This is a genomic window from Polaromonas aquatica (genome assembly GCF_042659145.1).
Classification (GTDB): domain Bacteria; phylum Pseudomonadota; class Gammaproteobacteria; order Burkholderiales; family Burkholderiaceae_C; genus Polaromonas; species Polaromonas aquatica.
On the sequence record NZ_JBHSRS010000081.1, the window covers coordinates 111,286 to 137,104 of the forward strand.

Sequence of the window (25,819 nt, forward strand, 5' to 3'; positions counted from 1 at the left end):
GCTTCAAGCGTAAAGGGGATTGATCTTGTCGGCCTGGATGCCGTATTTCTTGATGGCCTCGGCCACCCTGGCCACCGGCACCGTGCCTTCTTCGCTCAGGGCCTTCAGTGCCGCCACCACAATGTAATGGCGGTTGATCTCGAAGTGCTCGCGCAGCTTGCTGCGGAAATCGCTGCGGCCAAAGCCGTCGGTGCCCAGCACCTTGTAGGTACGGCCCCTGGGGATGAAGGAGCGGATCTGCTCGGCGTAGGCCTTCATGTAATCGGTCGAGGCGACCACCGGGCCGGCGTGCTTTTCAAGCTGCTGGCCGACAAAAGGCACACGCGGCGTGTCCGTCGGGTGCAGCAGGTTCCAGCGCTCTGCGTCCTGGCCGTCACGCGCCAGTTCGTTAAAGCTCGGGCAGCTCCAGACGTTGGCGGCAACGCCCCACTCTTTTTCAAGCAGTTCCTGCGCGGCAATGGATTCGCGCAGGATGGTGCCGGAGCCCAGCAGTTGGACGCGCGGCGCGGGCCCGGAGGTGCCCTTCGGTGGCACGTTGGCGCCTTCCTTGCAGAGGTACATGCCCTTGATGATCTGCTCTTCGGTGCCGGGCGTGAGGCCTGGCATCGCGTAGTTTTCATTGAGCAGGGTGAGGTAGAAATAAACGTTGTCCTGCTTTTCCACCATGCGTTTGAGGCCGTGGTGCAGGATCACGCCGACTTCATGCGCAAAGGTCGGGTCGTAGCTGATGCAGTTCGGGATGGTATTGGCCAGGATGTGGCTGTGGCCGTCTTCGTGCTGCAGGCCTTCACCGTTGAGCGTGGTGCGGCCCGACGTGCCGCCCAGCAAAAAGCCGCGTGCCTGCATGTCGCCGGCCGCCCAGGCCAGGTCGCCGATGCGCTGGAAACCGAACATCGAGTAGTACACGTAGAACGGGATCATGATCCGGTTGTTGGTGCTGTACGAGGTGGCGGCGGCAATCCAGCTGCTCATGCCGCCGGCTTCGTTGATGCCTTCCTGCAGGATCTGGCCTTTGACGTCTTCCTTGTAATACATCACCTGGTCCTTATCGACCGGGGTGTATTTCTGGCCCGCAGGGTTGTAGATGCCGATCTGGCGGAACAGGCCTTCCATGCCGAAGGTACGCGCCTCGTCGACCAGGATAGGCACCACGCGCGGGCCCAGGGCCTGGTCGCGCAGCAGTTGCGTGAGGAAACGCACATAGGCCTGCGTGGTCGAAATCTCGCGCCCTTCGGGCGTGGCTTCCATCACCGATTTGAAAGTGTCCAGCGCAGGCACCGTGAAACTCTCGTCCGCCCTGGTGCGGCGATGCGGGAGATAACCACCGAGAGCCTTGCGGCGCTCGTGCAGGTACTTCATCTCCGGTGTGTCGTCTGCAGGCTTGTAGAACGGGATGTCGGCCAACTGGCTGTCGGGAATCGGGATATTGAAACGGTCGCGGAAGGCCTTGATGTCTTCGTCGGCGAGTTTTTTGGTCTGGTGGACGTTGTTCTTGCCCTCGCCTATCTTGCCCATGCCAAAACCCTTGACGGTCTTGATCAGCAGCACGGTTGGCTGGTCCTTGTGTTTGACTGCGGAAGCAAACGCCGCGTAGACCTTTTTGGAATCATGTCCACCGCGCCGGAGGTCAAAAACTTCCTCGTCACTCATATGTGCCACCATCTCCAGCGCCTTGGGGTGCTGGCCGAAGAAGTGCTTGCGGACGTAGGCGCCGTCATTGGCCTTCATGGCCTGGTAGTCGCCGTCCAGCGTGTCCATCATGATCTTCTTCAGGATGCCGTCCTTGTCACGTGCCAGCAAGGCGTCCCAGCCGGAGCCCCAGATCAGCTTGATGACGTTCCATCCTGCGCCGCGGAATTCGCTTTCAAGTTCCTGGATGATCTTGCCGTTGCCGCGCACCGGGCCGTCCAGGCGCTGCAGGTTGCAGTTGATGACAAACACCAGGTTGTCGAGCTTTTCACGCGCAGCAAGGCCGATGGCGCCCATCGATTCGACCTCGTCCATTTCACCGTCGCCGCAGAACACCCAGACCTTGCGGTTTTCGGTATTGGCAATGCCGCGGGCGTGCAGGTACTTGAGGAAACGCGCCTGGTAAATCGCCATCAACGGGCCCAGGCCCATGGACACGGTTGGGAACTGCCAGAACTCGGGCATCAGCTTGGGATGCGGGTAGCTCGACAGGCCCTTGCCGTCGACTTCCTGACGGAAGCTGAGCAGTTGTTCTTCGGTCAGCCGGCCTTCAAGGTAGGCACGGGCATAGACACCCGGGGACACGTGGCCCTGGATATACAGGCAGTCGCCGCCGTGGTTTTCACTTTCGGCATGCCAGAAATGGTTGAACCCGGCGCCGAACAGGCTGGCCAGCGAGGCAAACGAACCAATGTGGCCACCCAGGTCACCACCATCGACCGGGTGCAGGCGGTTCGCCTTGACCACCATGGCCATGGCGTTCCAGCGCATGTAGGCGCGCAGGCGTTGCTCGATGATCAGGTTGCCCGGTGACGGCTCTTCCTGGTCGGGCTCTATGGTGTTGACGTAGCCAGTATTGGCAGAGAACGGCATGTCTATGCTGTTCTGGCGGGCATGCTCCAGCAGTTGCTCCAGCAGGAAGTGGGCACGCTCGGGGCCCTCGCTCTCGATCACGGCGGACAGCGCATCCATCCATTCACGGGTTTCCTGCGTGTCTTTGTCCGGTGTGTCGTTGACGGCAGCGCTCAAACTGTCGGCACCGGCATTATTAGGGTTGGCAGCCATGTCTTGTCTCCTGCTAGGGGTCTCTCGGGTTTAACCCAGCCTCGCTTGTGTCGGGCCGGGCGCAAAGCTTGCATCCAAATGAGTTGTAAACGCAATTTAGATTCAAGTCTCTAGTTTCTCATAATATTTATGCAATTTCAAATAGTGCTTATTGATTTCACATTAAGAAATTTAAGAAAATACATACAAAACAATTCATTCACGGAGCCGGGCAATATCCACGCAGCCTTACCCTCCTGCCGTCCTGAAATATCGGGAACAAGGCGGCCCGCCAAAGGGCATCTCCCTTAAACTGGGCTCTGCTCATGTCCACGCCCGCCCCACTCTCCACCCCTTCCCCCGCCAGCCCGGCTCCTCTGGTCTGGTGGCGCCGCTGGTGGCGCAAACAGTCGCCGTCCAGGCAGGACCGTTTCATCACGCTAGGGCCGCTGCTGGCCGTGATACTGTTCCTGGCCGCCGTGATCGCTGCCTTCGGCTACCTGCGTATTGAAGAGATTGACCGCGAGCAGCAGGCTGTCAAGCGCGACGTCGAATACGCACAGCAACGCCTGCGCCTGCGCCTGCTGGAGCGGCAGGAGCAGCTCATGCGCATAGGCCGGGACATCTCCAACAAGGACGTGGACATTGAGGAGTTCATGTCGCAGGCAGAGTCGCTGGTCAACCAGTACCCCGAACTGCTGGCCGTGACCTGGGTGGACTCCAAACGCCGCGTCAAGGTGGCTTATGTGTCGGCCAGCGCCAACGCCGCCCAGCTGCGCGGTGCCGGCGAGCAGCTCAAGGCCGGCGAAACCGATGGCACTTACGGCCTGGCCCGCGATTTGCGCCAGCCGGTTTATTCGCGCCCGCTGAACCCGACGGACAGCAGCGACTACAACGCACCGACCCTGCAGATACTGATCCCGCTGGATGACCAGGGAAGGTTTGGCGGCGTGATCATGGGTGAGTACGCGATTGACGGGTTGCTGCGCTTCGGCGTGCCGACGGAAGTCACGGCCAAATATGCTGTGACCCTGGTGGACGATAAAAACCGGGTGCTGGCCGGCAACGTGCCACCGCCGCGCAACCCCGCAGCGCGCCTGCTGCCCTGGACGGACGATGCCGCCGAATACGAGATCCCGGTCTCTCCGGTGGGCAATGGCCTGCTCATCCGGGCCCAGGGCTACCGCGCCTCGCTGGGCGTGGTGGGCAGCGGCTTTTTCTGGCTGGTCACCGCACTGAGTGCAATCACGGTGTGGATGCTGCTGGGCACCTGGCGCCACACGCGCCGCAGGGTGCAGGCCCAGCAGGCCCTGATATCGGAAACCAACTTCCGGCGCGCCATGGAGAACTCCATGCTGACCGGCATGCGCGCGCTTGATTTGCAGGGCCGCATCACCTATGTCAACCCGGCCTTCTGCCAGATGACGGGCCTGGCCGAAAGCGAACTGGTAGGCCGCACACCGCCCTTCCCGCATTGGCCTGAGGCAGAAATCGATACCCTGATGGCCAGGCTGGACGACGAACTGCACGGACGCACGCCGCCCGCCGGTTTTGAGGTCAAGGTCAAACGCAAGAACGGCGAGTTGTTTGACGCCCGCATGTACGTCTCGCCGCTGATAGATCCGCGCGGCCAGCAAACCGGCTGGATGACGTCCATGACCGACATCACCGAGCCACGGCGTATCCGGGAAGAACTGACAGCCTCTTACGAGCGCTTCACCACCGTTCTGGAAGGCCTGGACGCGGCCATTTCAGTCGCGCCCCTGGGCAGCGAGGAGCTGCTGTTTGCAAACAAGCTGTACCGCGCCTGGTTCGGCGGCGAGGTGTCCGGGCACATGAACCTGATCGCCCAGGCCGGCGTGCCGGCAGCCGCGCCCACGGACGACGCGCTTGATGCGGTGGACGGCCTGGCCGGTTTTCCCACCGACACGCTGACCACGGCACAGACCGAGAACGCCGAAATCTTCGTGCCCAACCTCGGCAAGTGGCTGGAGGTTCGTTCACGCTACCTGACCTGGGTGGACGGCCGGCTGGCGCAGATGGTGATTGCCACCGACATCACACCGCGCCGCCACGCAGAAGAACAGGCCGCCCAGCAAAATGAACGCGCCCAGACGGCGAGCCGGCTGATCACCATGGGCGAGATGGCATCCAGCGTCGCGCACGAGCTGAACCAGCCGCTGACTGCCATCAACAATTATTGCAACGGCATGGTCTCGCGCATCAAGAGCCAGCAGATCAGCAACGAAGACCTGCTGGTCGCACTGGAAAAAACCGCCAAACAGGCGCACCGTGCCGGCCAGATCATCCAGCGCATACGCTCATTCGTTAAACGCAGCGAGCCCAACCGCACCGCGGCCGATGTGGCCACCCTGGTCAGCAACGCGATGGAACTGGCCGACATCGAACTGCGCCGCCACAACGTGCGGCTCAGCCACTACATTGCGGCGCGCCTGCCGCAGGTGATGGTGGACCCCATCCTGATCGAGCAGGTGCTGATCAACCTGATGAAGAACGGTGCCGAGTCGATCGAGCAGGCGCACATGCCCACAGCGCGCCGCAGCGTCGAGTTGCGGGTGGTGCCGAAAACCATTGAAGACCAGAGCGTGGTGGAGTTTTCTGTACTCGATTCGGGCAAGGGCCTGTCGCCGGAAGTGATGGGGCGGCTCTACGAAGCCTTCTACTCCACCAAGGCCGAAGGCATGGGCATAGGCCTCAAACTGTGCCGCAGCATTGTCGAGTCCCACCAGGGCCGGATGGAGGCCGAGAACCTCTACAATGGCGACGAAGTGGTGGGTTGCCGGTTTACCTTCTGGATTCCTGTGACGCCCTTGCTATCATCGGCGTCGTCAGCTACCGATAACGTAGCAATCACCTGACCCGGGAACGGGGGGTGCCGAGCAAAAGTTCTTCAAAAGAGTTCTCAAGAAGTTCACGAAAGAAAGTTTGGCATGAGCTTGATTCCCAAAAAAGGCACCGTCTACGTCGTCGATGATGACGAGGGCGTACGTGACTCCCTGCAGTGGCTGCTCGAAGGCAAGGACTACCGCGTCCGCTGCTACGACTCGGCCGAAACTTTCCTCTCCCGCTACGACGCGCGTGAAGTGGCCTGCCTGATCGTTGACATCCGCATGGGCGGCATGACCGGGCTGGAGCTGCAGGACCGCCTGGTCGAGCGCAAGTCGCCGCTGCCCATCGTCTTCATCACCGGCCACGGCGACGTGCCCATGGCCGTGAACACCATGAAAAAAGGCGCCATGGACTTTATCCAGAAGCCCTTCCAGGAAGACGCCCTCGTCAACCTGGTCGAGCGCATGCTGGAACAGGCCAAGGACGCCTTCGCAGGCCACCAGCAATCCGCCAGCCGCGACGCCCTGCTGGCCAAGCTGACCTCCCGCGAAACCCAGGTGCTGGAACGCATCGTGGCCGGCCGGCTGAACAAGCAGATCGCCGACGACCTGGGCATCAGCATCAAGACGGTGGAGGCGCACCGCGCCAACATCATGGAAAAGCTCAACGCCAACACCGTGGCCGACCTGCTCAAGATAGCCCTTGGGTCCAGCGCACCCAAAGCCTGAGGCCGGCAAACCAGCTGCTATATCTTTTATAGCTGCACGCGCCCGTAGTTTCCGGACTAGCGGGCGTTTTTAATTGAGGAAACGAGAAATGACAGCACAACTCATTGACGGCAACGCCCTTTCAAAAAAACTGCGCATGGAAGTTGCCCAACGCGCGGCCGTCCTGCGCGAGCGCGGCATCACCCCCGGTCTGGCCGTGGTGCTGGTCGGCGAAAACCCGGCCAGCCAGGTGTATGTGCGCAACAAGGTCAAGGCCTGCCAGGACAACGGCCTGCATTCGGTGCTGGAGCACTACCCGGCCACGCTCGGTGAAGCCGAGCTGCTGGCGCGTGTCGACGCGCTGAACAGGGACCCGGCCATCCACGGCATCCTGGTGCAGCTCCCCCTACCGGCACACATCGATGCACAAAAAGTGATTGAAGCCATCTCGCCCGAAAAAGACGTGGACGGTTTTCACGTCGGCAGCGCGGGCGCGCTGATGGTCGGCCAGCCGGGCTTCTGGCCCTGCACGCCCTACGGTTGCATGAAGATGCTGGAAAGCATTGGCTACGAGCTCAAGGGCAAACATGCCGTGGTCATAGGCCGCAGCAATATCGTCGGCAAACCCATGGCGCTGATGCTGCTGCAGAAAAATGCCACCGTCACCATCTGCCACAGCGCCACTAGGGACCTCAAGGCCATGACCCTGCAGGCCGACGTGGTGGTGGCCGCCGTCGGCAAGCGCAATGTGCTGACGGCCGACATGGTCAAACCCGGCGCGGTGGTGATCGATGTCGGCATGAACCGCAACGACGAGGGCAAGCTTTGCGGCGACGTTGACTTTGACGGTGTGAAGGAAGTTGCGGGCTACATCACGCCGGTACCCGGCGGCGTCGGCCCCATGACCATCACCATGCTGCTGGTCAATACGCTGGAAGCCGCTGAACGCGGCTGAAGAAAACTAATCCCGAGTGATGTCCGGCGAGGCTGCTGCTGCAGCTGGCCGGCTCAGGAACCAGAGGCTGGCTCCGGCGGAGAGCCATTGCCCCACATACATCGCCGTGCCCAGCGCATGCCAGAGCTTGAGGTTACCGCCCTCGGCCCGGGCATTGACGATGCGCGGCGACACGCCAAACTCCACCAGCAAGGCCAGCAAGAACCCAGATACTATGAATTTCATAGCTAGCTGCGCGGACGGAACGGGGGCCTCAGCATCTTTTTTATTAAAAACCAGCAACATCAGCATGGCGCAGGCGATGCTGAGCCAGGTTTGTGCGGTAAACAGCTTGGCAGCCACGGCGCCTGCGGCCGCAGGGCTGCCCAGGTTTGCAAACAGCATGGGCACGACCACAAAACCCAGAGCGGTGAGACTGCCCCACCAGAGGGCTGCGACCATGATGCCGAAGCTGTAGCGCATTTAGATTTAGATCTGGATTTAGATGTACATCACCGCGATAATTTCGTAGCGCTTGATGCCACCAGGCGCCTGCACTTCAGCCGTATCGCCCTCGTCCTTGCCGATCAGGGCGCGCGCAATCGGTGAACTGATATTGACCCTGCCGAACTTGATATCGGCTTCGTCTTCGCCGACGATCTGGTAGGTCACCTTGTCGCCAGTATCTTCGTCTTCCAGCTCGATGGTCGAGCCAAACACAACCTTGCCGCCGGCATCGAGTTCGGACGGATCGATGATCTGGGCGGCGGACAGCTTGCCTTCAATTTCCTGGATGCGGCCCTCAACAAAGCCCTGCTTGTCCTTGGCGGCATCGTATTCGGCGTTTTCGCTCAGGTCGCCCTGGGCACGCGCCTCGGAAATCAGGTTGATGACATGCGGGCGCTCGACCGTCTTGAGCTGGTGCAGCTCGGCCTTGAGTTTTTCGGCGCCAAGTTTGGTAATCGGAAGGGTTGCCATGTTTTTGCTCCTGCAAAAGCGAAACCGCCACCAGTCACCTGGCGGCGGCGTGTTTAATCTGTTTTAAGTTTAATGCAAATAGGGGGCTGTCGACCCGGTACTTAACCTAATTGGGCATGCAGTTCCTGGACCGAATAAACAGTCAGGTTGTCCAGGTATTTCATGCCTTCCACCGCAGCTTCTGCACCCGCAATCGTCGTGAAGGTCGTGACGCGGGCCAGCAAGGCCGAAGTGCGGATCTGCCGCGAATCGGCAATCGCATTGCGGCGCTCTTCCACGGTGTTGATGACCAGCACAATCTCGTTGTTCTTGATCATGTCCACCACGTGCGGCCGGCCTTCGGTGACCTTGTTGACCACGCCGCAAGGAATGCCGGCAGCCGTGATGGCCGCCGCCGTACCCTTGGTCGCGACCAGTTCAAACTTCAATGCCACCAGCGCACGCGCCACTTCGACGGCACGCGGCTTGTCGTTGTTCTTCACCGTGAGGAATACACGCCCTGCCGTCGGCAGCTTGGTGCCGGCGCCGAGTTGCGATTTGACGAAGGCTTCGCCAAAGGTCTTGCCAACGCCCATCACCTCGCCGGTGGACTTCATCTCGGGGCCGAGAATGGTGTCCACGCCGGGGAATTTGACGAAGGGGAAAACCGCTTCCTTCACGCTGAAATACGGCGGCGTGACTTCCCTGGTGATGCCCTGCGAAGCCAGCGACTGGCCGACCATGCAGCGCGCAGCCACCTTGGCCAGCTGTATGCCGGTGGCCTTGCTGACAAAAGGCACGGTACGGGAAGCACGCGGGTTCACTTCCAGCACGTAGATCACGTCCTTGCCATCCACATGCTGGATCGCAAACTGCACGTTCATCAAACCAACCACGTTCAGGGCCTGGGCCATGGCGGCGGTCTGGCGTTTGATCTCGGCGACAGTCTCGGCACTCAGCGAATACGGCGGCAGGGAGCAAGCCGAGTCGCCGCTGTGCACGCCAGCCTGCTCGATATGCTCCATCACGCCACCGATAAAGGTTTTGCCTTCGGAGTCGCGGATGCAATCCACATCGCACTCGATCGCATCATTGAGGAAGCGGTCCAGCAACACCGGCGAGTCATGGCTGACCTTGACGGCTTCGCGCATGTAGCGCTCCAGGTCGCGCTGCTCGTGCACGATTTCCATGGCACGGCCGCCCAGCACATAGCTGGGGCGCACCACCAGTGGGTAGCCCAGGGCGGCAGCTTTTTCCAGCGCTTCCGGCTCGGTACGGGCCGTGGCATTGGGCGGCTGGCGCAGCTTGAGTTCATGCAGCAGTTTCTGGAAACGCTCGCGGTCTTCGGCTGCATCAATCATGTCGGGCGAGGTACCTATGATGGGCACGCCGTTGGCCTCCAGGTCCAACGCGAGTTTCAAAGGCGTCTGGCCACCGTACTGGACAATCACGCCGAACGGCTTTTCCTTGTCGACGATTTCCAGCACGTCTTCCAGCGTCAATGGCTCGAAGTACAGGCGATCGCTGGTGTCGTAGTCGGTGGACACGGTCTCGGGGTTGCAGTTGACCATGATGGTTTCGTAACCGTCTTCGCGCATGGCCAGGGCCGCATGCACGCAGCAGTAGTCAAACTCGATACCCTGGCCTATGCGGTTGGGTCCGCCGCCCAGCACCATGATCTTCTTCTTGTCCGTGGGCGCGGCTTCACATTCGCTGCCCTCGGCCTCGTAGGTCGAGTACATGTAGGCGGTGTTGGTCGCAAACTCGGCAGCACAGGTGTCCACGCGCTTGTAGACCGGCCGCACACCCAGCGCACGGCGCTTGTCGCGAATCGCGGTGTCTGTGGTTTTGAACTGTTTGGCCAGGCGGCGATCAGAGAAACCCTTTTGCTTCAAGGTACGCAGGGTGGCCGCATCGATCTTGTCCAGCGAAGTGGTTTCAAGTTCCAGCTCGATCTTGACGATCTGCTCGATCTGCACCAGGAACCAGGGGTCTATCCTGGTCAGCGCAAACACTTCGTCCACGCTCATGCCCAGGGCAAACGCATCGCCCACGTACCAGATGCGATCGGGGCCGGGCGCGCCCAGTTCCTTTTCAAGCACCTCACGGTCCTGGGTTTTTTCGTTCATGCCGTCCACGCCGACTTCCAGGCCGCGCAAGGCCTTCTGGAAGGACTCCTGGAAGGTACGGCCCATGGCCATAACCTCACCAACGGATTTCATCTGTGTGGTCAGGCGGCTGTCGGCCTGTGGGAACTTCTCAAACGCAAAACGCGGAATCTTGGTGACGACGTAATCAATCGTCGGCTCAAAGCTCGCCGGCGTGGCACCGCCGGTGATTTCGTTACGCAACTCGTCCAGCGTGTAGCCGACCGCCAGCTTGGCCGCGACCTTGGCAATAGGGAAACCCGTGGCCTTTGAGGCCAATGCGGATGAACGCGAGACACGCGGGTTCATCTCGATCACGACCATGCGGCCGTCCACCGGATTGATGGAGAACTGCACGTTGGAGCCGCCGGTATCGACGCCGATTTCACGCAACACGGCCAGCGACGCATTGCGCAGGATCTGGTATTCCTTGTCAGTCAGCGTCTGTGCTGGTGCCACCGTGATGGAGTCGCCGGTGTGCACGCCCATGGGGTCCAGGTTTTCAATCGAACAGACGATGATGCAGTTGTCGGCGGTGTCGCGCACGACTTCCATCTCGTACTCTTTCCAGCCGAGCAGAGACTCTTCAATCAGCAGTTCGTTGGTCGGCGAGGCTTCCAGGCCGCGCTTGCAAATCACTTCAAACTCTTCCGAGTTGTAGGCAATGCCGCCGCCGGTGCCGCCCAGCGTGAAGCTGGGGCGGATCACGGTCGGGAAGCCCAGCGTCTTTTGCACGGCCCAGGCTTCATCCATGCTGTGCGCAATGCCGGAGCGCGCAGAACCGAGACCGATCTTGGTCATCGCGTCCTTGAACTTCAGGCGGTCTTCCGCCTTGTCGATGGCTTCGGGTTTTGCACCAATCAGCTCGACCTTGTACTTTTCCAACACACCGTTGTGCCAGAGGTCCAGCGCGCAGTTGAGCGCAGTCTGCCCGCCCATGGTCGGCAGGATGGCGTCGGGGCGCTCCCTGGCGATGATTTTCTCAACCGTCTGCCAGGTGATGGGCTCGATGTAGGTGACGTCGGCCGTGGCCGGGTCGGTCATGATGGTCGCCGGATTGCTGTTGATCAGGATGACCTTGTAGCCCTCCTCGCGTAGCGCCTTGCAGGCCTGCACGCCGGAGTAATCGAACTCGCAGGCCTGGCCGATGATGATGGGGCCGGCGCCGATGATAAGAACGGATTTGATGTCGGTACGCTTAGGCATTTTTGTGTTGCTCCATCAGTGCCGTGAAGCGATCAAACAAGTAGGAAATATCGTGTGGGCCAGGTGAAGCTTCCGGGTGGCCCTGGAAGCAGAAAGCCGGCTTGTCGGTACGGGCTAGGCCCTGCAAGGTGCCGTCAAACAGGCTGACGTGCGTGGCGCGCAGATTGGCTGGCAGGTTTTTGTTGTCCACCGCAAAACCGTGGTTCTGGCTGGTGATGCTGACACGGCCGTTGTCCAGGTCTTTCACCGGATGGTTGGCACCGTGGTGGCTGGACTGCATCTTGAACGTGGTCGCACCGCTGGCCAGGGCCATGATCTGGTGGCCCAGGCAAATACCGAAAACCGGGATGCCGGTTTCAATCAATTCGCGCGTGGCGGTTATGGCGTAATCGCAGGGCTCAGGATCACCAGGGCCGTTGGACAGGAAAATGCCGTCGGGTTTGAGCTTGAGCACATCGGCAGCAGGCGTTTGCGCCGGCACGACCGTGATACGTGCGCCGCGTTCGGCCAGCATGCGCAGTATGTTTTTCTTGACGCCGAAATCATACGCAACCACATGGAATTTCGGCGTGATCTGCACGCCGTAACCCGCACCCAACTTCCACTCGGTCTGGGTCCACTCGTAGGTCTGCTTGACCGAAACGACCTTGGCCAGGTCCAGCCCGGCCATATTGGGCGCGCCCTTGGCCGCAGCGATGGCCTTGTCAATCGCCGCCTGGCTGACAGCCTCACCCTGGGCCAGTGCCAGGATGCAGCCGTTTTGTGCACCCTTGGTACGCAAAAGGCGGGTCAACTGGCGGGTATCGATGCCGGCGATGGCAACCGTGTTCTCCTTGACCAGGTATTCCGTCAGGGTCATGGACATGCGGAAGTTGGACGCCAGCAAAGGCAGGTCCTTGATGATCAGGCCGGCCGCGTGGATTTTTTCCGCCTCGACGTCTTCGGCGTTGACACCATAGTTGCCGATATGCGGGTACGTGAGGGTGACGATCTGCTGGCAATAACTGGGATCAGTCAGGATTTCCTGGTAGCCGGTCATGGCGGTGTTGAACACCACCTCGCCGACCGTGGAGCCTGCTGCTCCAATGGAATTGCCAATATAGACCGTGCCGTCTGCGAGCGCCAGGATGGCGTGAGGGGTATTACCCTTTAGAGACAAAAGCACTGGGTTCTCCGGGTTGGTTACGGGTACGCCCAAGCGTGCTCAAGAGCGGACTCTTGGTTGCTGCTTTTGTAAGGGAGTTGGCTTGAATGCGCTAGGCGTACAGGGGTTTGCGGGAAAGCCACTGATTATAGCTGAGTAGAGTGCTGTTTGCCCCCACGGTCGCTCACTGCGTGTAGCTCCCGGCCCCCCGCCTGCGGCCCGGCAAAGCCGGTTCCGCGACTCATGCCGGCATGAAGAGTTCAATTGGCGCAACCAGCGGGGGCCGCGGGACTGGCTTTGCCAGACCGCAGGCGCCGCCCCCTTGAGGGGGAACAGGCTACACGCAGTGAGCCTGGACGGGGGTGTTTCTATATCCGCAGAGAGCTTGCGTACAGGCAAATAGCGGCAGCGGCAGCCACGTTCAGCGACTCCTCGCCGCCGGGCTGGTCTATGCGCACCTTCAGCGCCGCCCTGGCCATCAACCCGACACCGACGCCCTGCCCTTCATGGCCCATGGCCCAGGCACAGGGCATGGGCAGTTTTTGTTGATGCAGAAAATCACCATGGTGCGAACTTGTAACAACAATGGGTACGGTCAGCGCGGCCAGCGCATCAGCCTCAACGCCCTCCACCAGCCGTAGTGCAAAATGGGCGCCCATGCCGGCCCGCAATACTTTGGGAGACCAGAGTGCGGCCGTCCCCTTGAGGGCGATAACCTGGTCAAAACCAAAGGCCGCCGCACTGCGCAGGATGGAGCCGACATTGCCGGCATCCTGCACACGGTCCAGGATCACCGAAGCGGCATCACCCTGAAGGCCGGCCGCAACAGGCAGGTCCATCACAAAGCCCATGCGCGCGGGTGATTCCAGGCCGCTGATTTCCGGCAGCAGCGCGTCGGGAATCACTATGTTTTTGATAGCCGCCTGCGCCCATTCCGTGGGGGCAAGGGGCCAAAAAGACTCTGAAAACACGGCCACGGCCGGTTTCAGGCCGCGCAAAAGCGCGGCCCGGCACAGGTGGTCGCCCTCCAGCCAGACCCGTCCCTGTTTGCGGTAAGCAGTGCTGTCCTGCGATAGTTTGCGCAAATCCTTGATGAGCGGGTTATCGCGCGAGCTTACATGGGTGACGGGCACCGAAAAACCGTCCGTCATCGCAACACCTCGGCCACGGGCGCAAACGACCTGCGGTGCTGGGGACAGGCACCATGCTCGCGCAGCGCCGCCAGGTGCATTGCCGTGCCATAACCCTTGTGCCCGGCAAAACCATACTGCGGGTATTCAAGATGAAACTCGGCGCACCAGCGGTCCCGGTAGACCTTGGCCAGGATGGAGGCGGCGGAAATGGCCGGCACCAGGGCGTCGCCCTTGACAATCGCCTCGGCAAGAATGTCCAGCGTTGGCAAGCGGTTGCCGTCTACCAGCACCTTGTTGGGCTTGAGCCGCAAGCCCTCCACGGCGCGCCTCATGGCCAGCATGGTGGCCTGCAGGATGTTCAGGGAGTCGATCTCTTCAACGGTTGCCAGCGCAATCGAGCAGCACAGTGCCTTCGCGCGGATCTCGTCGTAGAGCTTTTCGCGCCGCAGGGCCGTGAGTTTTTTGGAGTCTGCGAGTCCCTTGATGGGGTTGAGGTCGTCAAGAATGACAGCTGCGGCCACCACTGGGCCGGCCAGCGGCCCGCGCCCGGCCTCGTCAACGCCGGCCATCAGCCCGGGCGTATCCCAGGACAGCGCGGTCTGTTCAGCCTTCAAGAATTTTCTGGATCGCATCGGTCGCCAATTGGGCAGTGTCACGCTGCAATTGCGCATGCAGCAGGGTAAATCGTTGTTCAACAGCGGCTATTTTGTCAGGTGCCGCGGACTTGGCGTCCACCCACTGCAACACGCCGGCTGCCAGTGCCGCGGGCGTGGCCGCATCCTGCAGCAGCTCTGGCACCACAAAGTCTTCGCAAAGAATGTTCGGCAAACCAACCCAGGGCTGCAGCTTTTTACGCCGCATGATCTGCCAGGAGAGCCAGTTCATGTTGTAGGCAATCACCATGGGACGCTTGAACAGCGCCGCTTCCAGCGTGGCGGTACCGCTGGCAATCAGCGTGACGTCGCAGGCGGCCAGCACGGTGTGCGACTGGCCCTCAACAATCTGCAGGTCAGCCTGCACACCCGCTTCGCCGGCCAGGCGCTCAATCATGTGCTTCAGCAAGGGAACTGCAGGCACTATGAATTTAATAGCTGGTTGCACACGTTTTACAAGGGCTGCAGCCTCAAAAAAGCGCTTTGCAAGGTATTGGACCTCGGATTTCCGGCTGCCCGGCAGGATGGCGACCACGGTGTCGGCATCCCGCAGGCCCAGTTTGCGCCTGGCGGCGGCCCGGTCCGGCTGCATGGGGATCACATTCGCCAACGGGTGTCCCACATAAGTTGCGGCAATGCCATGGGAAGCAAGCAAGGCCGGCTCAAACGGGAAAATGCACAACACGTGGTCCACGCTGCGCCGGATTTTTTCCACACGGTCAGCCCGCCAGGCCCAGACGGAAGGACTGACGAAATGAACGGTCCTGATGCCTTGTGCCTTGAGCGCGGCTTCAAGATCCAGGTTGAAATCGGGTGCATCCACGCCGATAAAAATATCGGGGCGCTGCTCCAGCAGGCGGACCTTCAGCTGATCGCGTATGCCGACAATTTCCCGGTAGTGGCGCAGTACCTCTACATAACCACGCACCGCCAGTTTGTCGCTGGGCCACCAGGCGTCAAAGCCACGTTTGGCCATATGCGGCCCGCCAATACCGGCCGAGGCAAGTGCCGGCCAGCGCGCCTTGAAGCCATCGAGCAGCAAACCCGCAAGCAAGTCACCGGACGTTTCTCCGGCCACCATGGCAATACGGGGAGTGGGCTGGCCGGCCTCTGTACGGACAGGCACAGGGGTGGGCGCAACCGACATGGGCGCCTAGCGGACAATGCCGCGCTGCGGCGATGTTTGCTCCAGGAAAGAGAGCATCATCCGCACGTCAGGCTCTGCTTCCGGGTGTTTTTCAGTGAGGCTTGCGATCTGCCCCCTGGCCTGCTCAAGCGTCAGGTCTTCGCGGTACAAGGCCTTGTGCATGGCTTTCACGGCGGAAATCCGCTCGGGAGAAAAACCACGACGGCGCAAACCCTCAAAATTCATGGAGCGCGCCTGGGCAGGCTGACCCTGGCACATCACAAAGGGCGGCAAATCGGCAAACAGCAAGGAGCACATGGCGGTGAAACTATGGGCGCCTATCCTGACGAACTGGTGCGCCACCGTAAAGCCACCAAGGATGACCCAGTCATCCACATGCACATGTCCGCCCAGCTGCGTGTTGTTGGCAAACACAGTGTTGTTGCCGACCATGCAGTCATGCGCAAGGTGCACATAGGCCATGATCCAGTTGTCATTTCCGACACGCGTCACGCCGTTGTCGCCCGGGGAGCCAATGTTAAAAGTGCAAAACTCGCGAATGGTATTGCGGTCGCCAATGACCAGCTCACACGGCTCGCCTGCGTATTTTTTATCCTGGGGAATCGCACCCAATGAATTGAACTGGAAGATGCGGTTGTCGCGGCCTATCGTGGTGTGGCCCTCGATCACGCAGTGCGCGCCTATCGTGGTACCCGCCCCCACCTTCACGTTCGGGCCGATGATGCTGTACGGCCCGACGCTGACCGAGCTGTCCAGCTCGGCTTTGGCATCTACAAGCGCTGTCGGGTGAACACCCGTCGCGGAAACTGTCTGCGTCATGTTCTGTGCGCCAGCTTCAGGCAATGGTCCGCATGGTACACATCAGCTCCGCCTCGCAGGCAACGTTGTCGCCGACGCGGGTGATGCCCTTGAACTTGAAAATACCAGCCTTCATGCGGTCCAGCGTCACGTCCATGATGAGCTGGTCGCCGGGTTCCACGGGCCGCTTGAAACGGGCGCCGTCAATGCCTGCAAAGTAATAAACGGTTTTGTCGTCAGGCGTCACACCCAGCGTGTCAAATGCCAGCAAGGCAGCCACCTGCGCCATGGCTTCCAGCATCAGCACGCCCGGCATCACCGGGCGGTGCGGGAAATGCCCGACAAAAAACGGCTCGTTGATCGTGACGTTTTTCAGCGCCTTGATGCTCTTGCCTTTTTCAATTTCAAGCACCCGGTCTACCAGCAAAAAAGGGTAGCGATGCGGCAATTGCTTGAGAATCTGGTGAATGTCCATCATGATTTTTCTTCGGAATATTGTGAGAGGCTATCGGAGCTGTCGGGGCGGTCAGGCAGCGCTGCCCTTGAGGCTTTTTTCAAGTTGCTTGATCTTTTCACGCAAGGCGTGAAGCTGCTTGAGTGTTGCAGCGTTTTTTTCCCAGCCTGCATTGTCGTCTATGGGAAAGAAGCCGGTGTAGTTTCCTGGCTTCAGGATGGAGCGCGTCACCACGGATGCAGCGGAAATATGCACATGGTCGGCAAGCGCCAAATGCCCCAGCACAACCGCGCCACCGCCTATCGTGCAGTGGGCGCCAATGCGGGCACTGCCCGCAACCCCGACACAGCCGGCCAGAGCGGTGTGGGCTCCGATATGCACGTTGTGGCCGATCTGGATCAGGTTATCCAGCTTGACGCCATCTTCAATCACCGTGTCCTGCAGGGCGCCACGGTCAATACATGTATTGGCCCCGATCTCGACATCGTTGCCAATACGGACGCCACCGAGTTGCTCGATCTTTTCCCAGCGCCCATCATGCGGCGCAAAGCCAAAGCCGTCAGCACCAATCACTGCGCCTGGGTGCACGATACAGCGCTCACCCACGCTGCAGCCTTCTGCCAGCGTCACCCGCGCGGACAATCGGCTGCCCTTTCCTACGGCGGCATTCCGGCCAATGACACAATGCTCGGCGATACGCACACCGGCAGCAACTACCGCACCCGGCCCTATGCAGGCAAATGCACCAATCGATGCATCCGGAGCAACCGCTGCAAGCGGGTCAATAAAGGCACTGGGGTGAACCGCAACGGCAGGCTCGGCGCTGTGGTGGCGTTTCCAGAGCTGCGTGATGCGCGCAAAGTAGCGGTAAGGGTCATCAACGATGATACAGGCGCCGCGTTGAATGGCTGGAGCCTCAACGGACGGTGACACCACAACACAGGCGGCAGCTGATTGCGCCAGTTTCCCGGCGTATTTGGGATGACTCAGGAAAGTCAGGTCATGAGCTGTTGCCTGTTCCAGCGTGGACAGGCGCTCAATCAACAGCTCCGGATCGCCTGCCAGCCGGGCATCAAACTCGCTGGACAGTGACTCAACGATGGCAGCGAGCTTTAGCGTCACGCTGCACCTGCCCGGGCTGGCCCGTAAATGCTTCGCCCGTTATTTGCCGTTCGAGGCATTCAGAGATTTGAGCACTTTGTCGGTAATGTCGTGCTTGGGATTCACGTATACCGCTTCCTGAACAATCAGGTCGTATTTTTCGGATTCCGCAAGCGCTTTAACCACTTTGTTGGCGCGCTCGATGACCTGCTGCAACTCTTCATTCTTGCGGGCATTCAGGTCTTCCTGGAATTCACGGCGCTTGCGCTGGAAATCACGGTCCTGGTCCACCAACTGCTTTTGGCGCACGTTGCGCTGGCTTTCAGACAGGGTGGGTGCTTCCCGCTCAAACTTGTCCGACAGCGTCTTGAGCTGCGTTGCGGTATCGTTCAGGTCTTTTTCGCGCTTGCCGAATTCCGCTTCCAGCTTGGTCTGCGCTGCCTTGGCCGAATTGGCCTCGCGGAAAATCCGGTCCAGGTTGACAATTCCGACCTTGAACTCCTGGGCACTGGCGGCAAACCCGGCCAGTGCAATCACGGAGCCCAGGAATAATTTGCGTGAAAGGTTCTTCATTAGAAAGATGTACCGATTTGGAATTGGAAGCGCTCTATTCTATCGCCTACTTTTTTACGTATGGGGTTGGCGATACCAATGCGCAAAGGCCCCACAGGGGAAATCCAGCTGACACCGAGACCGACCGAAGCCCGCAGGTCACTCAACTTGTAGGGATCATTTTCGCCGAACACATTGCCGGCATCAAAAAATGCGAACATGCGCAAAGTCCTGTCATTTCCGGTTCCGGGGAACGGCGCAATCAACTCGGCATTGAGTGTGATCTTTTTAGGCCCGCCCAAGGCAAGGTCGGCAGCGTCACGCGGGCCCAGCGAGCCCTGCTGGAATCCGCGAACAGAACCGAGACCACCCGAGGAAAAGTTCTTGAATACCGGGAAAGGCCGTTGGTCCAGGCCGCGTCCCCAGCCAATTTCACCATTCAACGCCACCGTGTACTGCTTGTTCAGCGGAATATATTGCTGGATCTGGTAATTCCCACGCACATACCGGGCATCACCCGCAGGGCTCCAGTCACCAAAAACGCGCTGATAGCGGCCTTTTGTAGGCACCAGGGCACTGTCGCGGTTGTCACGCGTCCAACCCACTGTCAGGGGAATGGCATCGCTGGTGTAACCAAACTGATTGGCATAAGCCTGGTAGGTACTGGGCAATGGATTGATGCCGGGCTCGATGGTTAGCCTTTCGTAGCCACCACCGAAATAAACCGTATCGGTTTCAGTGAAAGGAATGCCGAAACGAAGGCTTGCACCAGTTGTTTTCAATGCATAGTCCAGACTCTGCGTAGTCGTCAGGGACTCTTGCCCTGTATACGGCCGGCTGGTACGCATGTACACGTCCAGGGCGCGCGAAATACCGTCCGCAGTGAAATAAGGGTCAACCGTGCTTAGAACGAGCTGGCGATTCAGCTTGCTCGTATTGACCTCAACCCCCAGGTAATTACCCGAGCCAAAGACATTCTCCTGCTTGATACCAAAACTCAGGGAAAGCTTTTCAGCGCTGGAAAAACCCGCACCCAACTGTAAATTACCGGTAGGTTTCTCAACAACGTTGACCGTGAGGTCCACCTGGTCTGGCGTACCGGTCACATCCTGTGTGTCAACACCCACGTCGGTAAAGAAACCCAGGCGGTCAACCCGGTCCCTGGAAAGGCGGATCTTGTCGCCGTCATACCATGATGATTCAAACTGCCTGAACTCGCGCCGCACCACCTCATCCCGGGTCCTGTTATTGCCCGCGATGTTGATGCGCCGGACATAAGCGCGCCTGGAAGGCTCAGCTTGCAAAACAAAGGCAACCCGGTTGTTAACCCGGTCGATTTCCGGCACGGCCTCCACCCTTGCAAAGGCAAAACCGAAGGTGCCAAAGTAATCGGAAAAGGCCTTGGTGGTCGCTGCCACGGTATCGGCGTTGTAAGCTTCACCGGGCTTGATGGTGACAAGCGTTTTGAACTCTTCTTCCTTGCCGATGTAGTTGCCTTCCAGCTTGACGCCGGAGACCACAAAGCGCTCGCCTTCTGTCACATTGAGCGTGATGCTGACATCCTGCTTGTCGGGCGATATGGCGACCTGCGTGGAATCAACCTTGAACTCCAGGTAGCCACGCGACAAGTAGTAGGAGCGCAGGGTTTCAATGTCGGCATTGAGTTTTGCGCGTGAATAACGGTCGGACTTGGTGTACCAGCTCATCCAGCCGCCTGTATCCAGGTCAAACAGGTTGCGCAAGGTCGACTCACTGAACGCCTTGTTGCCGACGATACGTATTTCCTTGATCTTGGCAATATCGCCTTCAACCACGTTAAAAGTCAGGTTGACGCGGTTGCGCTCGATTGGCGTGACCGTCGTGATGACCTCCGCGCCGTACATGCTTTTGTTGATGTACTGGCGTTTTAGCTCCTGCTCGGCCTTGTCGGCCAGGGCCTTGTCAAAAGGTTGGCCATCCGCAAGCCCGATTTCACGAAGCGCCTTTTTAAGGACATCCTTGTCAAACTCCTTTGCCCCAACGAAGCTCACGTCCGCCACCGTCGGACGTTCTTCAACGATGACAACGAGGACATCGCCGCTGACTTCAAGGCGTACATCCTTGAACAGGCCCAGGCCAAACAATGCCCGAATGGCGGTTGAACCCTTGTCGTCGTTATAAGTTTCACCAACCCGAAAGGGCAATGACGCAAAGATGGTTCCGGGCTCCACGCGCTGCAGGCCTTCAACCCTGATGTCCCGTACCGTAAAAGGGTCCACGGCCCAGGCTGAATGCGCCATCAACAGGCCAGCGGCAATGGCAGACACGGTTCGAAGTTTGAATCGATTGAATTGTTTTTGCATGAACGTTAGGTGTTAGCCTGGGGTGTAGGTTTGGGGTCAGCCAAAGAGCCGGGTGACATCATTAAACAGGGCTACAGACATCATGCACAGTAGCACTGCAACACCACCGCGCTGCAATCTGCCCATCCAGGCGTCAGACACGCTTCGCCCAGTGATCGCTTCCCAAAGATAATACATCAGGTGCCCGCCATCCAGAACCGGCAGAGGCAGTAAATTAAGCACGCCAAGACTGACGCTGATCAAGGCGAGAAACAGCAAATAAGCGCTCCAGCCAAGGCTGGCGGACTTGCCCGCATAGTCGGCAATGGTCAGTGGGCCGCTGAGGTTTTTCAGCGAGGCCTGCCCGATCACCATCTTTCCCATCATTTTCAGAGTCAGCACCGACACATCCCAGGTTCGTACCACACCCTGCCACAGGCCCTCAAGGGGGCCATAACGCACCATTACAAATTCCGGTGGTACGCCCACATAAGCCCCGATGCGGCCAACAAAGGTTTTACCTTCCTGTCGAACCTCCGGGGTCACGGGCAAGGAAAGCAACTGGCCGGACCTCACGACTTGCCAGGTCTGCGCAAGGCCAATTGCAGGCGGTTTGGCACCTGACTGCACGGATGCGCGTATGGTTTCGCGCAATTGCTGGCCATCCACAATCGGGGTATCACCCACCCGCCGAACAAGATCGCCGGCGCGCAGGCCGGACTTTTCAGCAGCGCTGCCGGCCATGACATCGCCAATCACAGGCTTGGTCCATGGGCCAAGAATGCCGATTTTGCGAAACAATTGCGCATCAGCATCGCTGGCATTGAGCTGGCCCAGCTTCAGCAGCACTTCCGTTGTCGGCTGATCGGGTGCATCGGCCAATGGCTGCGCAGCACGGTCCTTGCTGACCACCAGCCGGACATCACGGCCATTCAGGGCGCCTTGCGTCAGGCGCCAGCGCAAATCCTCAAATGAGCGCACCTGCTCAAGCGACTCACCGTCAAACCCGGCTTGCTGCACAAGCTCTTCACCACGCAAGCCGGCGCGCTCGGCAATAGAGCCCGCCACGGGGCTGGCCAACACCGCTTTGGGCTCCTGCAGGCCGCTCCAGTTCACAATGCTGTAAAGCAGTATAGCCAGCAACAGGTTCGCAATGGGGCCCGCTGCAACCACAGCCGCCCTTGCCTTCAACGGTTGGGTGTTAAAGGCCAGGTGGCGCTCCCCGGCATCAACCGGGGCCTCGCGCTCGTCCAGCATCTTCACATAACCGCCCAAGGGCAGCATGCCGATGGAGAACTCGGTCGGCTTGCCTTTCAGGCGCCATGTATAGACAGGTTTTCCGAAGCCGATCGAAAACTTCAGCACCTTGATGCCGCACGCAACAGCTACCCGGTAATGCCCGTATTCATGCACTGCAATCAGCACGCCCAGAGCCACTACAAAGGCAAGCAATGTCAGCATGTCAAACCTCCAGGTGTCCGGCGATTTCGCGGGCGGTCGCCCGCGCCTCGGCATCCAGCGCCAGCAAATCGCCGATACCGCTTATTTCAGATGCGGGAAGCCCGTCCAAAGTTGCACGGTTTACAGCATGGATCTGGTCAAAGCGTATCCGCCTGTCCAGGAAAGCGGCAACCGCGATTTCATTGGCAGCATTCAATACCGCAGTGGTTCCTGTCGGGCCCGCCAGTACTTCCCATGCCAATTGCAGGCCAGGGAAACGCTCATGATCTGCCACCTCAAACGTCATGCTTGACATGGCCCTGAAATCCAGCGCCTGGGCACCCGAGGCAATCCTGCCAGGCCAGGCCAGGCCATAGGCAATCGGCACGCGCATATCGGGCGTGCCCAACTGGGCGACCACAGAGGTGTCGAAGTACTGAACCATCGAATGGATGATGCTTTGCGGGTGAATCACCACCTCGATTTGCGCGGGCTTGAGGCCAAACAGGTATTTGGCCTCGATGACCTCCAGCGCCTTGTTCATCATCGTGGCCGAATCCACGGAAATTTTTCGCCCCATCACCCAGTTCGGGTGTGCACAGGCCTGGTCCGGCGTGACGTCACGCAGCGTTGCCGGATCACGTGTTCGAAACGGGCCGCCAGAAGCTGTCAGGATAATCTTTTCAACACGCCCGGCCCAGGTTGCGGGATCTTCCGGCAGGGACTGGAAAATGGCCGAATGTTCGCTGTCTATGGGCAGCAGCTGCGCACCGCCCGCATGCACAGCCTGCATGAACACATCACCGCCAACCACCAGGGCTTCCTTGTTGGCCAGCAGCAAGCGTTTACCGGCCCGCGCTGCAGCCATGCATGGAGCCAGCCCGGCAGCGCCCACAATGGCGGCCATCACGGCATCCACATCCTCATGGGATGCTATGGTTTCGAGAGCATCCGGCGAGCGCAGGACCTCGGTCACAAGCCCATTTTTTTTTATTTTTTCCGCCAGAAGCCTAGCCTGCGCCTCATTGACCATCACCGCGTAGCGCGGCTTGAAACGCACGCATTGCGCCAGCATCAACTCGGTCTGTGTTGCGGCGCTAAGCGCAAACACCTCGAACCGGTCGGGATGCGCCGCAATCACGTCCAGGGTATTGACCCCGACTGATCCAGTAGAGCCCAGGACGGTAACGCGCTGTTTAACGGAAGTCATAAAACCTGGAGGTTCGCCAGCATCATCGCCAGCGGCAAGGTTGGCAACAAGGCGTCAACACGGTCCAGCACACCGCCATGGCCAGGCAACAAACCGCTGGAATCCTTGACACCCGCGCTGCGCTTGATTAAGGACTCAACAAGGTCGCCCACCACGCTCATGGCGGCCAGGAAAACCACAGCCACCAGCATGACCATTGCACCGTGCAGGGTCCACAAGCGGGCATACAGGCTGCCGCTGAAAATACCGGTATTACCCGAACGATCCAATAAGACCCACAGGACCGACAAGGCCACCACACCGGCCATGCCACCCCAAACGCCCTCCCAGCTTTTGCCCGGGCTGATGGACGGCGCAAGTTTGCTTTTGCTAAACCGCCCGCCCAGGGCGCGGCCCGCAAAATAGGCAAAGATGTCGGCCACCCAGACCAGCAGCAGCACAGAAAGCAGGAAATTAATGCCAATCACGCGTGCCTGCGCGACGGCCAGCCAGGCCAGCCACAAGGCGATCAAACCGCCAAACAGGCGCACCGCTCTTGGAATACGAGACCAGCCAGCCACGCCCTGGCGCAAGAGCCAGGCACCAACCAGCACCCATGAAGCGCCCGCCAGCGTCCATAGCACCGGTAACGGTTTCTCCAGAAGGCCGAAATACCAGGAAAACCCGCACAGAAAAACACTACCCAACCCAAGCAGTACCGAAGGCACCTGGCCGCATCCATTTAGGCGGCCCCACTCCCAGGCACCAGCGGCAATGAGCACCAGTGCAACCGCGCAAAAAGGAAGTGGTGTGCGGTAAAAAAGTGCAGGCAGCAGGATCGCCAGCAAAACGACTGCAGTGATCACACGCTGCTTGAGCATCAGGCGGCTTTCATGTTTTGGGCATCCGCTTCCTGCTGCGTATTGCCCTGGCTGTTCAGCTGTGCAGACGTCTTGCCAAAGCGCCTCTCCCGGCTGCGGAACACGGCAATCGCCTCGTCCAGCGCAGCGGCATCAAAATCCGGCCAGAGCTTGTCGGAAAAATGCAGCTCCGAATACGCTGCCTGCCACAGCAAAAAATTGCTGATGCGCAACTCACCACCGGTGCGGATCAACAGGTCGGGATCGGGTACATGCGCCAGCGCCATGGCACGATCCATCGACATTTCAGTAATGGCCTGTCCGCTGTCCACCAGTTTTTGTGCCGCCTGGGCAATGTCCCAGCGGCCGCCGTAATTGAAGCAGACGTTGAAAACAAGCCGCTGGTTGGCAGAGGTGCCGAGTTCCGCCTGCGCCAAACCCGCCTGGACTTTTTCAGACAGCCGCTGGCGGTCGCCAACAAAATGCAGGCGAACACCGTTGGCCTTCAGGCTGGGGACTTCCCGGGACAAGGACAGCGCCAGAAGCTCCATCAGCCCGGAAACCTCTTCAGATGGCCGATTCCAGTTTTCTGAAGAAAAGGCAAACACCGTCAATACGGCAATGCCGCGGTCTATGCAGGCCTGAACACAACGGCTCAGCGAATCAACGCCCTGCTTGTGGCCCGCCACACGCGGGAGAAAACGTTTGGTCGCCCAGCGGCCGTTGCCATCCATGACGATGGCCACATGGTGCGGAACGATGGGTTGGGTGGTGGCCATAGATGAACATCAACTCGCGTGGAGAAAAGGTTTTCCACCGGGCCGCCCCAAGGAAAACACGGCCCCCTCGGGGGGCAGAGAGCTACACGCAGTGAGCGAACGTGGGGGCAATTTAAACGGCCATGATGTCTTGTTCCTTGCCCGAGACCAGCCTGTCTACTTCGGCAATGAAACGATCGGTGAATTTCTGCACGTCATCCTGTGAACGGCGCTCATCATCTTCCGATGCCAGCTTGTCCTTGACCAGTTTTTTAACATGGTCGTTGGCGTCACGGCGCAGATTGCGGATCGCCACCTTGGCGTGCTCACCCTCACCGCGAACAACCTTGGTCAGTTCCTTGCGGCGCTCTTCGGTCATGGCTGGCATGGGCACACGAATCAGGTCCCCCTGCGATGCAGGGTTGAGCCCCAGGTCCGAGTCCCGGATAGCCTTTTCAATTTTGGCGCCCATGCCTTTTTCCCACGGTGCCACACTAATGGTGCGTGCATCGAGCAAGGAAACATTGGCGACCTGGCTGATGGGAACCATGGAACCGTAATAGTCGACCTGCACCGTGTCGAGCAGCCCCGGGTTGGCACGGCCGGTACGGATCTTGGTCAGGCTGTTCTTGAACGAATCCACAGACTGCTGCATCTTCTGCTCTGCGGTCTGCTTGATCTCAGCAATGCTCATGATTGAAACTCCGGATTTTTATGCAATGGAAAGTCTGATGA

The 25,819-nt window shown here is 59.7% G+C and carries 21 protein-coding genes; 3 read left to right on the top strand and 18 right to left on the bottom strand.

The annotated features are described in order from the left end of the window. Nucleotides 1–3: 3 nt before the first annotated feature. Complete coding sequence (aceE, locus tag ACFQND_RS17310; RefSeq protein ID WP_377414223.1) at nucleotides 4–2,754, bottom strand: pyruvate dehydrogenase (acetyl-transferring), homodimeric type; 2,751 nt, start codon at nucleotides 2,752–2,754, stop codon at nucleotides 4–6. 305 nt (nucleotides 2,755–3,059) lie between these two features. Between aceE and ACFQND_RS17315 the strand changes: the two genes are divergently transcribed. From ACFQND_RS17315 to folD, 3 genes are all read left to right on the top strand, one after another. Then, nucleotides 3,060–5,612 carry a PAS domain S-box protein gene (locus ACFQND_RS17315; RefSeq protein WP_371436392.1) on the top strand — a complete coding sequence of 851 codons (2,553 nt, stop codon included), beginning with the start codon at nucleotides 3,060–3,062 and terminating at the stop codon, nucleotides 5,610–5,612. 72 nt (nucleotides 5,613–5,684) lie between these two features. Continuing rightward, entirely contained in the window at nucleotides 5,685–6,311 is a 627-nt protein-coding gene (locus ACFQND_RS17320) for a response regulator transcription factor (RefSeq protein ID WP_371436393.1), read from the top strand. A gap of 88 nt (nucleotides 6,312–6,399) precedes the next feature. Continuing rightward, nucleotides 6,400–7,245, top strand: coding sequence for a bifunctional methylenetetrahydrofolate dehydrogenase/methenyltetrahydrofolate cyclohydrolase FolD (gene folD, locus ACFQND_RS17325; protein ID WP_371436394.1), 846 nt, complete (start codon nucleotides 6,400–6,402; stop codon nucleotides 7,243–7,245). A gap of 6 nt (nucleotides 7,246–7,251) precedes the next feature. Here the strand turns inward: folD and ACFQND_RS17330 are convergent, their stop codons facing one another. From ACFQND_RS17330 to frr, 17 genes are all read right to left on the bottom strand, one after another. Then, nucleotides 7,252–7,707, bottom strand: coding sequence for a DUF4149 domain-containing protein (locus ACFQND_RS17330; RefSeq protein ID WP_371436395.1), 456 nt, complete (start codon nucleotides 7,705–7,707; stop codon nucleotides 7,252–7,254). Nucleotides 7,708–7,725: 18 nt separating this feature from the next. Then, nucleotides 7,726–8,202, bottom strand: coding sequence for a transcription elongation factor GreA (gene greA, locus ACFQND_RS17335; protein WP_371436396.1), 477 nt, complete (start codon nucleotides 8,200–8,202; stop codon nucleotides 7,726–7,728). 101 nt (nucleotides 8,203–8,303) lie between these two features. Then, nucleotides 8,304–11,534 carry a carbamoyl-phosphate synthase large subunit gene (gene carB, locus ACFQND_RS17340; protein ID WP_371436397.1) on the bottom strand — a complete coding sequence of 1,077 codons (3,231 nt, stop codon included), beginning with the start codon at nucleotides 11,532–11,534 and terminating at the stop codon, nucleotides 8,304–8,306. After that, nucleotides 11,527–12,699, bottom strand: coding sequence for a glutamine-hydrolyzing carbamoyl-phosphate synthase small subunit (gene carA / locus ACFQND_RS17345; RefSeq protein ID WP_371436398.1), 1,173 nt, complete (start codon nucleotides 12,697–12,699; stop codon nucleotides 11,527–11,529). Before carA ends, carB begins: the two co-directional genes overlap by 8 nt. Nucleotides 12,700–13,046: 347 nt before the next feature. Further along, on the bottom strand, nucleotides 13,047–13,829 hold the full coding sequence (locus ACFQND_RS17350; RefSeq protein WP_371436399.1) for a TrmH family RNA methyltransferase: 783 nt from the start codon (nucleotides 13,827–13,829) through the stop codon (nucleotides 13,047–13,049). Continuing rightward, the gene (gene rnhB, locus ACFQND_RS17355; protein WP_371436400.1) at nucleotides 13,826–14,443 is read right to left on the bottom strand and encodes a ribonuclease HII; all 618 of its coding nucleotides are present in this window, start codon (nucleotides 14,441–14,443) and stop codon (nucleotides 13,826–13,828) included. Before rnhB ends, ACFQND_RS17350 begins: the two co-directional genes overlap by 4 nt. After that, a complete protein-coding gene (gene lpxB / locus ACFQND_RS17360) occupies nucleotides 14,415–15,545 on the bottom strand; it encodes a lipid-A-disaccharide synthase (protein ID WP_371436470.1) in 1,131 nt (376 codons plus the stop codon). The genes rnhB and lpxB overlap by 29 nt, the downstream gene beginning before the upstream one ends. A gap of 72 nt (nucleotides 15,546–15,617) precedes the next feature. Continuing rightward, complete coding sequence (gene lpxA, locus ACFQND_RS17365; RefSeq protein WP_371436401.1) at nucleotides 15,618–16,430, bottom strand: acyl-ACP--UDP-N-acetylglucosamine O-acyltransferase; 813 nt, start codon at nucleotides 16,428–16,430, stop codon at nucleotides 15,618–15,620. Nucleotides 16,431–16,446: 16 nt separating this feature from the next. Further along, entirely contained in the window at nucleotides 16,447–16,887 is a 441-nt protein-coding gene (fabZ, locus tag ACFQND_RS17370; RefSeq protein WP_371436402.1) for a 3-hydroxyacyl-ACP dehydratase FabZ, read from the bottom strand. A 48-nt stretch (nucleotides 16,888–16,935) separates the two neighbouring features. Continuing rightward, nucleotides 16,936–17,985, bottom strand: coding sequence for a UDP-3-O-(3-hydroxymyristoyl)glucosamine N-acyltransferase (gene lpxD / locus ACFQND_RS17375; protein WP_371436403.1), 1,050 nt, complete (start codon nucleotides 17,983–17,985; stop codon nucleotides 16,936–16,938). A 39-nt stretch (nucleotides 17,986–18,024) separates the two neighbouring features. After that, on the bottom strand, nucleotides 18,025–18,537 hold the full coding sequence (locus ACFQND_RS17380) for an OmpH family outer membrane protein (RefSeq protein WP_371436404.1): 513 nt from the start codon (nucleotides 18,535–18,537) through the stop codon (nucleotides 18,025–18,027). After that, nucleotides 18,537–20,858: an outer membrane protein assembly factor BamA gene (gene bamA, locus ACFQND_RS17385; RefSeq protein WP_371436405.1), complete on the bottom strand. Its 2,322-nt coding sequence runs from the start codon at nucleotides 20,856–20,858 to the stop codon at nucleotides 18,537–18,539. The genes ACFQND_RS17380 and bamA overlap by 1 nt, the downstream gene beginning before the upstream one ends. Before the next feature lie 36 nt (nucleotides 20,859–20,894). After that, nucleotides 20,895–22,298: an RIP metalloprotease RseP gene (gene rseP, locus ACFQND_RS17390; protein ID WP_371436406.1), complete on the bottom strand. Its 1,404-nt coding sequence runs from the start codon at nucleotides 22,296–22,298 to the stop codon at nucleotides 20,895–20,897. Nucleotide 22,299: 1 nt separating this feature from the next. Beyond that, complete coding sequence (ispC, locus tag ACFQND_RS17395) at nucleotides 22,300–23,487, bottom strand: 1-deoxy-D-xylulose-5-phosphate reductoisomerase (RefSeq protein WP_371436407.1); 1,188 nt, start codon at nucleotides 23,485–23,487, stop codon at nucleotides 22,300–22,302. Further along, the gene (locus ACFQND_RS17400; RefSeq protein ID WP_371436408.1) at nucleotides 23,484–24,347 is read right to left on the bottom strand and encodes a phosphatidate cytidylyltransferase; all 864 of its coding nucleotides are present in this window, start codon (nucleotides 24,345–24,347) and stop codon (nucleotides 23,484–23,486) included. The genes ispC and ACFQND_RS17400 overlap by 4 nt, the downstream gene beginning before the upstream one ends. Beyond that, entirely contained in the window at nucleotides 24,347–25,105 is a 759-nt protein-coding gene (gene uppS, locus ACFQND_RS17405) for a polyprenyl diphosphate synthase (RefSeq protein ID WP_371436409.1), read from the bottom strand. Before uppS ends, ACFQND_RS17400 begins: the two co-directional genes overlap by 1 nt. Nucleotides 25,106–25,217: 112 nt before the next feature. Then, the gene (frr, locus tag ACFQND_RS17410) at nucleotides 25,218–25,778 is read right to left on the bottom strand and encodes a ribosome recycling factor (RefSeq protein WP_371436410.1); all 561 of its coding nucleotides are present in this window, start codon (nucleotides 25,776–25,778) and stop codon (nucleotides 25,218–25,220) included. Between the last annotated feature and the right edge of the window lie 41 nt (nucleotides 25,779–25,819).